The following is a 12,438-nucleotide window of genomic DNA, read 5'->3' as shown; positions in this document are numbered from 1 at the left end:
GCAGGTCGCCGAGGCGGGCGGGACCGTGCGTGGGTGCGTCCTCGGCGCCCGCGGCCGCGGCGACGACCCGGTGCAGCTCACGGTCCGAGGTCTGGACGCCGGTGCCGATGTTGAACCGGCCGCCCCCGCCCTGCTCACCCGCGGCGGCGACGAACGCGGACACCGCGTCGGCGACGTAGACGTAGTCCCGGGTGTTGCCGCCGTCGCCGAACACCGTGGTCGGCTCGCCACGCAGCAACGCCGCCGCGAAGATCGCCACGACGCCGGCCTCCCCGCCGGGGTCCTGCCGGGGACCGTAGACGTTGGCCATCGCCAGGGTCGTGCAGTCCACCTCGTGCAGCCTGCGGTAGGTGCCCAGGTAGTACTCGCCGGAGATCTTGCTCGCCGCGTAGGGGGACTTCGGGTCCAGCGGCGCCTGCTCGGTGGTGGGCAGGTTCTCCGGGGTGCCGTAGATGGAGCCGCCGGACGACGCGAACACGATCTTGCGCACGCCCGCGTGCCGCGCGGCCTCGGCGACGTTGACGGTGCCCACCACGTTCTGGTGCGCGTCGGTCAACGGGTCGGTCACGCTGACCCGGACGTCGATCTGCGCGGCCAGGTGGAAGATCACCTCGGGCGCGGCGTCGGCGACGACGTCGCGCAGGTCGGGCGTGGTGATGTCGACCTCGTGCAGCGCCAGGCGTCCGGTGGCCGCCGCGGCGGCCAGGTTCTCCCGCCGCCCGCGGCGCAGGTCGTCGGCGACGTGCACGTCGTGGCCGTCGGCCAGCAGCCGGTCGACCAGGGTGGAGCCGATGAACCCGGCTCCGCCGGTGACGAGTGCCCGCACGCGGTTCCTTTCGCCGTCGACTCGTGCGACGCGCGTCCGCGGTCGGCGCGCGGACGGCGTGGTCGGCCGATGGGCGGCCGTCGGAATCGTACTCCGTGGTCGGTTCGACCGGGACGACACGGTACCGGTGACCGCTGAACCGGGTGAAAGCCGCCGTCTCGGTTTGCCGGACCCCGGGAGCGGCGTCAGTGTTCCGTTTCGTCCCGGCCATCCGCCCGGAGGAACGCCACCCCGTGACAGTCCTGCGCACCCCGGCACCACCGCTCGTGGCACCGGAGCCGCCGTCGCCCTCGAAGGGCGCCCGCCGGGGGGAACGGTGGCGGAACCGCCTCACCCGGTCCGCTCTCCCCGCCGTCGCCGCGTACCTCGCGGTCCGGATGGTCGGCGTCGGCGTCCTCGGGATCTGGGGAGCGTCGGAGTCCCGCGGTCTCGTGGAACTGTTGGGCACCCTGCACGACTCGGCCTGGTACGTGCGGATCATCGAAAACGGCTACGACGGTGGCGAGCCGGCCCAGAGCGACATGGTGTTCTTCCCGCTCTATCCCGTACTCGCCCGTGCCCTGTCGGGTGTGACGACGCTGGGTTCCGTGGGGGCGGCCCTCGTGCTCGCCTGGGTCGCCGGGCTGGTGGCCGCCTGGGGTCTGTACACCCTCGGATCCCATCTGCACGACCGGCGCACCGGCATCGTCCTGGCTGTGCTGTGGGGCGTGCTGCCGCACGCGGTCGTGGAATCCATGGCCTACACGGAGAGCCTGTTCACCGCGCTGGCCGTGTGGGGGCTGTACACGGTGCTCACCGGGCGGTGGCTGAGCGCCGGGTGGTTGTGCCTGCTCGCCGGGCTGACCCGGCCGACAGCCACCGCTCTGATCGCGGTGGTGTGCCTGGCGGCCCTGGTCGCCGTGGTACGGCGTCCGGCGGGGTGGCGGCCGTGGGTGGCACTGTTCCTCGCGCCCGCGGGGTGGCTCGGCTATCTCGCCTGGGTCGGGTACCAGGTCGGCCGCCCGGACGCCTGGTTCCGCATCGAGGAACACGGTTGGAACACGAGCTGGGACGGCGGGGGTTACACCCTGTCGTTCGCGCTCGACGTCCTGGGGGAGCCCTCTGCGCTGGACTTCTACGTCGTCACCCTGATCCTGGTGGTAGCAGTGGCGTTGTTCGCGCACAGTCTCCTGCAGCGCCAACCCTGGCCGCTGTTGCTCTACTCGGGTGTGCTGCTGTTGACCACGCTCGGCGGCTCGGGAATGTACAACGCGAAGGCGCGCTTCCTGCTTGTCGCCGTACCGCTACTGCTACCGGTCGCGATCGCGCTCGCCCGGACCCGCACCGCCGCGGCCGTGGTGACCCTGACCGTGCTGACCGCGATCTCCGCCTACTTCGGTGGCTATCTGCTGCTGGTGTGGGAGTGGTCGCCCTGAGCCGTACGGCCGAGCGGTCGCGCCCTGCCTGGGCACGTTAGGCTGCGGCTCTGGCAGCTCATGCGCCATCCCAGCCCGCCCGAGGAGAACAGGACCCTTTTCGGTGAAGATCGCTGTCATCGCGTTGGGAAAGATCGGTCTGCCGCTCGCCGCGCAGTACGCGGCGAAGGGCCACGAGGTCGTCGGCGTGGACGTCAACGAGCAGGTGGTGAAGCAGGTCAACGACGCGGTGGAGCCGTTCCCCGGGGAGGCGCACCTCCAGGACAGGCTCGACGAGCTGGTGCCGTCCGGCGCCCTGCGGGCCACCACCGACTACGCCGACGCGATCCCGGGCGCCGACGCGGTCGTGCTGGTCGTGCCGCTGTTCGTGGACGACGAGGCCCGGCCGGACTTCGGCTGGATGGACGCCGCGACCACCGAGCTGGCCCGGCACCTGACGCCGGACACGCTGATCTCCTACGAGACCACGCTGCCGGTGGGGACCACCCGGCAGCGGTGGAAGCCGATGTTGGAGTCCGGGTCCGGTCTGGTCGAGGGGCGCGACTTCCACGTCGTGTTCTCCCCGGAGCGGGTGCTCACCGGGCGGGTGTTCGCGGACCTGCGCAAGTACCCGAAGCTGATCGGGGGCCTGTCCGAGGCGGGTGCGGCCCGTGCGGTGCAGTTCTACGAGGCGGTGCTGGACTTCGACGACCGGCCGGACCTGCCCCGGGGCAACGGGGTGTGGGACCTCGGCTCGGCGGAGGCGAGCGAGCTCGCGAAGCTCGCCGAGACCACCTACCGTGACGTCAACATCGGTTTGGCGAACCAGTTCGCCCGGTACGCGACCACCGCCGGGATCGACGTCTACCAGGTGATCGAGGCGTCCAACTCGCAGCCCTACAGCCACATCCATCAGCCGGGCATCGCCGTCGGCGGGCACTGCATCCCGGTGTATCCGCGGCTGTACCTCTGGAACGACCCGGACGCCACCGTGGTGCGCGCGGCCCGGGAGACGAACGCGGCCATGCCCGACTACACGATGGGGCTGCTGGAGGGGGCGCACGGCGACCTCACCGGCGCCCGGGTCGTCGTGCTCGGCGCGGCCTACCGCGGCGGGGTGAAGGAGACGGCGTTCTCCGGGGTGTTCGGCGCGGTCACCGCGCTGCGCGAGCGGGGCGCGACCGCGCTGGTGCACGATCCGCTCTACACCGACGACGAGCTGCGCGACCTCGGGTTCGAGCCGTACCACCTCGGGGAGACGGTCGACGCCGCCGTGGTCCAGGCCGACCACCCGGAGTACGCCGAGCTCGGCCCGGACGACCTGCCCGGCGTGGCCACCTTCGTCGACGGCCGCCGCGTCTCCTCCCCGGAACACTGGCCGGGCGTGACCTACCGGGTGATCGGCAAGGCGTGAGGGTGTGTCGTGAGGGGCACTTTCCCTGCGTGTGACGCAGCGAATGTGCCCCTCACCGCGCCGTACGCAGGGAAGGTGCCCTTCACGGGTACCTCGGGAGCACGTCCGGTGGACGGGATCGGACGGAATCGGACGGAGAGGTGGACGGCATGGTGTTCGTGGCCGACGGTGCCGACGTGGCCGGCACCGCGAAGCTCGGTGCGGGTAGCAAGGTGTGGCACCTGGCGCAGGTGCGGGAGGACGCCGAACTCGGCGAGAACTGCATCGTCGGCCGCGGCGCCTACGTCGGCACCGGGGTGCGCATGGGGGACAACTGCAAGGTCCAGAACCACGCGCTGGTGTACGAACCCGCCGAACTGGCCGCCGGGGTGTTCCTCGGCCCGGCGGTGGTGCTGACCAACGACACCTATCCCCGTGCGATCAACCCGGACGGCAGCCTGAAGAGCGCCTCCGACTGGGACGCGGTGGGGGTCACGATCGCCGAGGGCGCGTCGGTCGGGGCGCGGGCCGTGTGCGTGGCGCCGGTGCGGATCGGGGCGTGGGCCACGGTCGCGGCCGGGGCCGTGGTGACCAAGGACGTCCCGGACTTCGCCCTGGTCGCGGGCGTGCCCGCGCGCCGGGTCGGCTGGGTGGGGCGTGCCGGCGCCCCGCTGCGGCAGGAGGACGGGCGGTGGGTGTGCCCGGTCACCGGTGCGACCCACCAGGAGACGGACGGCGTCCTCGTCGAGGTTGATGAGGCCCAGCAGTAGGGCGAGGCCGCCTCGCGGGTCCGACCGCCCCCGATGAACAGGGAGTCCATCGTCGATCAGGTCCGGCGCCGCCGTGACGGGCCGGTGGGGAGAGCGCATGCGTGTAGTGGTGGTCACCACGTGGTTCCCGAGTGCGGAGGCGCCCGGCGTCGCACCGTTCAACGTCGGCCACGCCCACGCGATCGCGCGGGAGCACGACGTCAGCGTGGTGCACGCGCGTCTCGGTGCGCGCGGTCGGCCGTCCGAGGAGGAGTTCGCCGGCCTGCCGGTGACCAGGTTGCCCCTCGATCCCGCGCGTCCGCACGAGTTCCTGCGGAACCTCAACGTCGTGCGGCGGTCCGTCGCGGATGCCGAGATCGTCCACAGCATGGCGTTCAGCACTCTCGGTGTCCTCGCGCCGCTGACGCCGCTCATCCGCTCGCGGTGGGTGCACACCGAGCACTGGAGTGGTGCGGCATACCCGGACACCGTGCCCGGCCTCTGGCCGCGGCTGGCTTTCGCGCGGCACCTGCTTCGCCTCCCGAGGAAGGTCAGCGCGGTGTCCAGCGTTCTCGCGACCGCGCTCGCCCGGTTCACCTCGGACGGTCGCGCCGAGGTGGTCCCGTGTGTGGTCCCCGACTCCTTCACGCCGGCCGCGCAACCGCCATGGGACCCGCTCACGCTGGTCGCGGTGGGCGGCCTGGTCCCGGGCAAGCGGCCGCTGCTGGCGGTGGACACCGTGGCCAGGCTGGTGGCCGACGGTGTGGACACCACCCTCACGTGGGTGGGTGACGGGCCGCTGCGCGCGCAGATCCGGGCACACGCCGAGGAACTGGGCGTGTCGGACCGAATCGACCTGGTGGGGGCGGTGCAACCGGAGAAGGTCGTCGACCATCTTCACGCGCACAACGTGTTCTTCCTGCCGACGGCGTTCGAGACGTTCCTGGCGGCCGGCGCGGAGGCGGTCGCCAGCGGCCGCCCGGTGGTGTTGCCCGGGTCGGGTGGGTTCGTCGACTACGTATCCGAAGCCAACGGCGTGCTCGTCGACTCGGACGAGCCGGAGGCGCTCGCGCGGGGGCTCCTGCGGGCCAGGGAACGCTTCGCCGGGGCGTCACCGGACGAACTGAGTGCGACGGTGACGGCACTGTGCGGGGCCGACGGAGTGGCGAGGCGGTTCGACGACCTCTACCGCGGCGTGCGGGGATGAGCGACGCCGGATCCGGTCCACGTCACCGGGGCACGGTGGTGCGCCCGGAGGCACGCACGAGTCGGACCACGTCGGTGCGATGCACTGTCAGCCAGGCGGCGAGGAACGCCAGGGCGAGCACCGGGTCGATCCATCCCGGCCCCCCGGTATCCGGTCGTGCCCAGGACAGGAACCCGGCGAGCGCCGCACCACCGGCGATCTTGAGGTGCAGCAGCGCCCAGGACTGCCGGTCCCGGCGCCAGACCACGGCGACCGGTACCAGGCCGGTCACGGCCATCCCCGCGAGGTAGCCGATCGCGATGCCGAAAACGGACAGTGTCGGCATCAGCACCAGCACCGTCCCCAGGCCGACGACGAAACCGGCGGTGCGGGACAGGGCCACCACACGGGCACCCTCGTGATCGTAGGACCTGATCGACTCGGTGACGACCGTGCACAGGGTCAGCAGAAAGGTCGCCGCGAGCAGCACTTCGAGTACGGGTACCGCCTCGGACAGCCCGGGCCACAGCAGACCGACGACCAGTCGGCTGCCCACCACGAGGGTGCCGAACACCGCGCCGGTGGCCACGACCAGCATCCGGTGCGCCAGGTCGGTCTGTCCGCGTGCCGCGGCGAGGTCGCCGCGGCCGATCGCGGCGGAGAGGGAGGGCAGTAGCAGCAGCCCGAGCACCGAGCCGAGCATCGAGGCGGGTGTGGCGAGCGTGAGCGCGGCGGCGTAGGCATCGGCGCTGACGGCATCCCCCGTCTGCTCCGCCAGGACCATCGTCAGCTGCAGGAACCCACCGGTGGCCAGCGACGCGAGCACGCCCCACGCCACGAATCGGTTGATCTCCCGGCGCAGTTCGCGGCTTACCGGGCCGGGACGGCAGCGCGGCCACCCGGCCACGGTGTAGACGGCGTACCCGACGGTGAGTGGGACGAGCAACCACGCGGTGTGCCCGAGCAGCAGCACGAGCACGAGTCCGGCGACCGCCACGACGAAGGAGAGCGCGTCCCACACGGTCGCGCGCAGAACCCGACCCGTCGCGTACTGGACGCCGCGGACGAACGTGTAGCCGGACCAGCCCGTGGTCAGCAGAGCCACCAGCACACCCGTCGTCGCGTCACCGGGGGAGAGCAGCAGGGAGGTCAGTAGGCCCGCGCCGACCCCGAGTGCCGTCGACGTGACGATCGCCAGCCGGGCCAGATGGTGGGTCAACGCGCTGCGGAGTTCCGGATCCTGCGACTCCCGGGCGAGGAACTTCGCGGCGGCCGCTCCGATCGAGGTGGGCCAGAGCATGGTGGCCAGCAACGCGGTCGAGATCGCGCTGTTCGTGGCGGAGAGGAAGCCCGGGGGGAGTGTGCGGCCGATCAACAGGCTGTAGACGAACCGCACCAGGCCCTGGATCGCGATCCCGAGGGCCGAGACCACCGCGCGCGGACCGGGCGCGAGCGAGACCGCGTCCGTGCGGACATCCACGCGGGCGACCAACGCTTCCCGGTGACCCACGGTGGGTGTCGCCGCCGGTGCGTCGTCGGTGCCCACCTCGCGCGAGTCAGCCATGTGACACACGGTAGATGTGCGGCCGGGCGGCCGGTGAGGTGGTTGTGCGTCTGCACCGGGACGCGGGCTTCCCTGTCGCCGGTGTGAGTATCGCTTGGCCCACGCGTACGGCCAGTGTGACGGGGAATAAGGTGAGGCACGCCAGCGTGCCCGCCGCGATCTTCGAGGACGTCCGCGTGAGTAACGAGTTCATCCCGGCCGCCAAGCCCCTGATCGGTGACGCCGAACGCGACGCCGTCGACGCCGTGCTCCGTTCCGGGATGCTGGCGCAGGGCTCCGAGGTGGCCGCGTTCGAGGAGGAGTTCGGCCGCGTCCTGGTCGACGGGCGCGCGACGGTGGCGGTGAACTCGGGCACCTCGGGTCTGCACCTGGGGCTGCTGGCCGCCGGGGTCGGGCCGGGGGACGAGGTGATCGTGCCGTCGTTCACCTTCGCCGCGACCGCGAACGCGGTGGCCCTGACCGGGGCGACGCCGGTGTTCGCCGACATCGAGCCCGCGCACTACTGTCTCGACCCGGACAGCGTCGCCGCGCGGATCACCGACCGGACGAAGGGCATCATGCCGGTGCACCTGTACGGGCACCCGGCGGACATGCCCGCGCTGACCCGGCTGGCGCGGGAGCACGGGCTGGCGCTGTACGAGGACGCCGCGCAGGCGCACGGTGCGAGCCTGCACGGCACCCCGGTGGGGGCGTTCGGCACGTTCGCGATGTTCAGCCTCTACCCCACCAAGAACATGACCTCCGGCGAGGGCGGCATGGTCTGCACCGGCGACGCCGAGGTGGAGCGCGCCCTGCGGCTGCTGCGCAACCAGGGGATGCAGCGGCAGTACGAGAACGAGCTGGTCGGGTTCAACGCCCGGATGACCGACCTGCACGCGGCCATCGGCCGGACGCAGCTGGGCCGGGTCGGCGACTGGACGGCCACCCGGCAGGCCACCGCGCGGTTCTTCGACCGCAACCTGGACGGGGTCGGCACCCCGGCCGTGGCCGACGGCGCGGTGCACGTCTACCACCAGTACACGGTCACCGTGCCGGACGACCGGGACGGCTTCGCCGCCGCGCTGAAGCGGGAGTACGACATCGGCTCGGGGGTGTACTACCCGATCCCGAACCACCGCCTGCCCTCCTTCGCGCGGGAGGCGGACCTGCCGAACACCGAGCGCGCGGCGGCCACGGTGCTGTCCCTGCCGGTGCACCCATCCCTGGACGACGAGGACCGCGAGCGCATCGTGACCGCGGTGAACACCCTGGCGAAGGCGGGAGCGTGAACGTGACGGAACTGCGGGTCGGCCTCATCGGGCTCGGCATGATGGGGCGCCACCACGCGCGGGTGGTGCGCGAGGTCGAGGGCCTGGAGCTGGTCGCGGTCGCCGACGCGGGTGGTGACCCGCACGGCGTGGCCGGCGACCTCCCCGTCGTGGGTGACGTGCACGAGCTGATCGACGTCGGGATCGACGCGGCCGTGTGCGCCGTGCCCACCGGCTTCCACGAGGAGGTGGGGATCGCGCTGGCCGAGGCGGGTGTGCCGACGCTGATCGAGAAGCCGATCGCGCACAGCGTCGAGGCCGGGGCCCGGCTGGTGGACGCGTTCGCCGCGAACGGCGTCCTCGGCGCCGTCGGGCACATCGAGCGGTACAACCCGGCGTTGCAGTCGCTGCGCGACCGGATGGCCGCCGGGGAGCTGGGGGAGATGTACCAGATCGCCACCCGCAGGCAGGGCCCGTTCCCGGCGCGCATCGCCGACGTCGGCGTGGTCAAGGACCTCGCCACCCACGACATCGACCTCACGGCGTGGCTGGCGAAGTCGGAGTACAGCACCGTCTCCGCCCAGGTCACCACCCGTTCCGGGCGGCCGCACGAGGACATGGTGGCCGCCACGGGGCGGCTGGCCAACGGCATCATCACCAACCACCTGGTGAACTGGCTCTCGCCGATGAAGGAGCGGGTCACCGTGGTCACCGGCGAGCGGGGCGCGTTCGTCGCCGACACCGTCAGCGCCGACCTCACCTTTTACGCCAACGGCGTGGTCAGCACCGAGTGGGACTCGGTGGCGGCCTTCCGCGGGGTGGCCGAGGGCGACGTGACCCGGTTCGCGATCCCGAAGCGGGAGCCGCTGCGGGTGGAGCACGAGAAGTTCCGCGACGCGGTGCTCGGCGTCGGCAACGACGTGGTCACCCTGCAGGAGGGGCAGAACACCCTCCGGACGGCGGAGGAACTGCTGGCCTCGGCGGGGCGGCTGACGGCGGCCGGGACGGTGTGAGCGGTGCCGGGGCGCAAGCGCGAACGGGTCACCATCGTCTCCCGGTTGTTCCGGCCCGAGCCGGGAGCGGCCGCGTATCGGCTCGGCACACTGGCCGACGAGCTGGTGGAGCGGGACTACGACGTCCGAGTGTTGACCACGGTGCCCCCGTCGGGGACGCGGATCGACGACGGTCGGCTGGACGTGCGCCGGTGGCCGGTGCTACGCGACGCGGGCGGCAACGTCCGCGGATATGTCCAGTACCTCAGCTACGACGTCCCGCTGTTCTTCCGTTTGCTCTGTACGCGCAGCGACGTGGTGGTGGTGGAGCCACCGACGACCACCGGAGTGGTCAGCCGGATCGCCTGCGCTCTGCGGCGCACTCCCTACGTGCACTATTCCGGGGATGTGGTCTCCACCGCCGCCGAAGGCATCGGAGTGAACCGAACGGTGGTCCGGATCCTCAAGGCCCTCGAACGGTGGGTCCTTACCGGCGCCCGGAAGACTCTGGCCGTCTCGGACGGTGTGCGGTCGGGTGTGGTCGCACTCGGGGCTCCGGAGCGGCGGGTCACCGTCGTCGGCGTGGGTATCGACACCGAGCGGTTCCGGGTCACGGAGGTGGACTCGCCGGCGTCGGGGCGGAAGTTGGTCTACGGCGGCACGATGTCGGAGATTCACGGCGCGGAGGTGTTCGTGCGCGCGTTCGGCCGGGTCGCCGAGCGCTATCCGGACGCGACCCTGCTGATGATCGGGCAGGGTGTCGACGTACCTGCCCTCACCGAGCTCGCGGACCGGGTGGCACCGGGGCAGGTCGAGTTCCGCCCACCTCAGCCGCCGGACGTGCTCAGCCGTGAGTTCGCCACGGCCTCGGCCGCGCTCGCCTCGGTGAAACCGGGTGCGGGCTACGACTTCGCCTTCGCGACGAAGGCGCTGGCGAGCCTCTCCGCCGGAGCGCCGGTGATCTACTCCGGGGTGGGGCCGATGGCTGCGATAATTCGGGACAACGAGCTCGGCTGGGCCGTGAAATACGACGAGGAATCCGTGGCCGGAGCCATGGAGAAGGCACTGGCCGATTCCCCGGACCCGGGGCGCAGGGCCGAACTGTCGGCCTGGGTGGAGCGCAACCACAGCCTGCGCACGGTCGCTGCGAACGCCGTCGACGTCATCGACGAGGTCGTGCGGGGCGACTGACGGAGCTTCCGCAGTTGCACCGGTGCCCGATGCCGAGTCACGGCGCCTGTGTCGGCCCTCAGCAGCCGGTCACGCGATACAGGATGGCGGCGGGGCCTTCGCTGTCCACCCGGGTGAGGCCGGGATTCACGGCCACCGACTTCAGCCCTTCGAAGTAGATGCCCTTGCCGTGCACCTGTGGTCCGGCGAAGAACAGGACGTGGTGGCTGTCCAGTTCGTGGACGGTGTCGCACACCCGGGGGTCCGTGTCGAGCCGGTGCAGGTTGTCCATGAGGAACTGCGCGTCCTCGGGGATCGTGCCGCCGACGTGCGGGGTGAGGGTGCGCCGCTCGCCGAGGGCGTAGGCCAGTGCCGTCCCGGTCCACGGGTTGCCGATGATCGTCGTGTCTTCGGGGACGGTCTCGTCGAGGCGGGTCAGCAGCTCGCGTTCCGCGGGGGAGAGCACCGGCGCGTCCGCATCCATCGTGTAGTTGTACTGTCCGGCCCACACCGCGTAGTTGACCGAGCTGAACTGGCCCGCCACACCGAGCAGGGCCGCCAGGACGAGCGCCACCCCCGCGCGGGCGGGGGCCGCATCCTCCCCGGGTTCGCCGAGGCGACGACCGATGTCGGGTCGGTGTTCGGCCAGCCGCCGGATGTACCGGGTGAAGATCCAGGTCGCGGTCACCGCGCACAGCACGGCGGTGATCACCGGGAGCTGTCCGGCCAGCCTGCGGGTGTCGTTGTACCAGATCCCGGTGAGGAGATCCCGGAGTGGGCTGTCCGGCACGGCCGAGACCACGATGAACAGGCCGGCGACGATGGCCTGCAGCGCCACCAGCCACCAGGCGTATCGCAGGCGGGGCAGCACGGCGATGGTGACCAGTAGCAGTGCCAAAACGAACCAGCTCGGCCCCTGGGCGCCGATCCCGCCGGAGAGGACCTGCCCGATCGCCTGCGGGATGGTCTGCACCGGAGGCCAGGCGGAAGCCGCCTCGCTGGGCCGTGCCCGCAGCCACACGAGCGTGAGCGCCGCCAGGTACGTGGCCAGCAGGACGGTCCGCACGGCGAACCGCGGCACGGTGTCGCCGTCGGGATGTCCGGTCGGACGCCGCCGCCAGACCGCGACGACCAGCATCGGCACGGCCAGCACGCCGAGCGCCAACACCGTGGAGGGATGGGCCAGCCCCAGACCGCCCGCGACGGCCGTGAGCAGCAGGACGCCCGCCGCTCGCCGGGGCGCCCCGCCCGTGTGGCCCACACCGATCGCGGTGGCCGCCAGGGCGATCGCTGCGGGGAGGACGGCCAGGGCGAGGAAGTAGGGGTACAGGACCCCGAAGTCCACCATGCGGTACGGGAAGGCGCCGAAGGCGGCCGAGAGCGCCCCGGCGAAGGCGACCGGGACCGGGCGCACCCCCGTCACGCGGGTGACCAGGAACAGACACGACAGCGGCCAGACCACAGCCCCGACCACGAGCGTCACCGCGTTCACCGCCGCGGGCAGCGACGCGCCGGAGACCTGCACGACCAGGCTCACGAGGTCGTGCCACGCGCCCGGATACAGCGACGGTTCCGCCCCGTCGCTGTACATCCCGCCGAGCGTGAGTGACGAGCCCGACCCGCTGTCGAGGATGAAGCGGATCGCGTTGAGGTGGAAGATGTTGTCGTAGGTTTGGGAGATGTTCTCCGGCGCGCCGATCATCGTGGTCAGGCCGCGGGTGAGCAGCACGGCCGGGATCAGCAGGGCACCGGCGTACACCACCAGATTCCCGCGGGAGCGCAGCGGTCGGCGGTCGTGCCGGTCACGCGGGCCGCGGACACCGAGGACACCGGGGGCGAAGGTCCGCAGTGCCAGGCCCGTCAGCGCCAGCGCGACGGCGGCCCCCGCGACGACGAGCACGTGCCACGGCAGGTTCA

The 12,438-nt window shown here is 71.9% G+C and carries 10 protein-coding genes; 7 read left to right on the top strand and 3 right to left on the bottom strand.

Translation table 11 applies throughout. The features are described 5' to 3' along the window. On the bottom strand, nt 1–826 hold an 826-nt coding region (locus ACTIR_RS24015), incomplete at its 3' end, for an NAD-dependent epimerase/dehydratase family protein (protein ID WP_034240670.1). A 233-nt stretch (nt 827–1,059) separates the two neighbouring features. Here ACTIR_RS24015 and ACTIR_RS24010 point away from each other — a divergent pair. The 4 genes from ACTIR_RS24010 (at nt 1,060) to ACTIR_RS0117220 (ending at nt 5,569) form a co-directional block, all read left to right on the top strand. After that, the gene (locus ACTIR_RS24010; protein WP_034240685.1) at nt 1,060–2,241 is read left to right on the top strand and encodes a membrane protein; all 1,182 of its coding nucleotides are present in this window, start codon (nt 1,060–1,062) and stop codon (nt 2,239–2,241) included. Nucleotides 2,242–2,344: 103 nt separating this feature from the next. Next, nucleotides 2,345–3,634, top strand: a complete 1,290-nt coding sequence (locus ACTIR_RS0117230) for a nucleotide sugar dehydrogenase (RefSeq protein WP_026455212.1) — start codon at nt 2,345–2,347, stop codon at nt 3,632–3,634. A gap of 149 nt (nt 3,635–3,783) precedes the next feature. Continuing rightward, a complete protein-coding gene (locus tag ACTIR_RS0117225; protein WP_026455211.1) occupies nt 3,784–4,383 on the top strand; it encodes an acyltransferase in 600 nt (199 codons plus the stop codon). Nucleotides 4,384–4,480: 97 nt separating this feature from the next. Further along, nucleotides 4,481–5,569, top strand: coding sequence for a glycosyltransferase family 4 protein (locus ACTIR_RS0117220; RefSeq protein ID WP_026455210.1), 1,089 nt, complete (start codon nt 4,481–4,483; stop codon nt 5,567–5,569). A gap of 22 nt (nt 5,570–5,591) precedes the next feature. Here ACTIR_RS0117220 and ACTIR_RS0117215 read toward each other — a convergent pair whose 3' ends face one another. Beyond that, nucleotides 5,592–7,112: a polysaccharide biosynthesis protein gene (locus ACTIR_RS0117215; protein WP_034240669.1), complete on the bottom strand. Its 1,521-nt coding sequence runs from the start codon at nt 7,110–7,112 to the stop codon at nt 5,592–5,594. Nucleotides 7,113–7,288: 176 nt separating this feature from the next. Between ACTIR_RS0117215 and ACTIR_RS0117210 the strand changes: the two genes are divergently transcribed. Genes ACTIR_RS0117210 through ACTIR_RS0117200 form a run of 3 tightly spaced genes read left to right on the top strand, consistent with a single transcriptional unit; the run spans nt 7,289 to nt 10,542 of the window. Continuing rightward, complete coding sequence (locus tag ACTIR_RS0117210; protein WP_026455208.1) at nt 7,289–8,380, top strand: DegT/DnrJ/EryC1/StrS family aminotransferase; 1,092 nt, start codon at nt 7,289–7,291, stop codon at nt 8,378–8,380. Beyond that, nucleotides 8,377–9,372, top strand: coding sequence for a Gfo/Idh/MocA family protein (locus ACTIR_RS0117205; protein WP_026455207.1), 996 nt, complete (start codon nt 8,377–8,379; stop codon nt 9,370–9,372). Before ACTIR_RS0117210 ends, ACTIR_RS0117205 begins: the two co-directional genes overlap by 4 nt. A gap of 3 nt (nt 9,373–9,375) precedes the next feature. Continuing rightward, nucleotides 9,376–10,542 carry a glycosyltransferase family 4 protein gene (locus tag ACTIR_RS0117200; RefSeq protein WP_026455206.1) on the top strand — a complete coding sequence of 389 codons (1,167 nt, stop codon included), beginning with the start codon at nt 9,376–9,378 and terminating at the stop codon, nt 10,540–10,542. A 58-nt stretch (nt 10,543–10,600) separates the two neighbouring features. Here ACTIR_RS0117200 and ACTIR_RS26825 read toward each other — a convergent pair. Then, nucleotides 10,601–12,438, bottom strand: a 1,838-nt coding sequence (locus tag ACTIR_RS26825) for a DUF6541 family protein (protein ID WP_052583930.1), incomplete at its 5' end; no start/stop codon positions are given.

Source organism: Saccharomonospora iraqiensis subsp. iraqiensis (genome assembly GCF_000430445.1).
GTDB lineage: Bacteria > Actinomycetota > Actinomycetes > Mycobacteriales > Pseudonocardiaceae > Saccharomonospora > Saccharomonospora iraqiensis.
The sequence above is the reverse complement of the archived record's forward strand: the minus strand, read 5'-3'. Positions and strand labels throughout refer to the sequence as shown.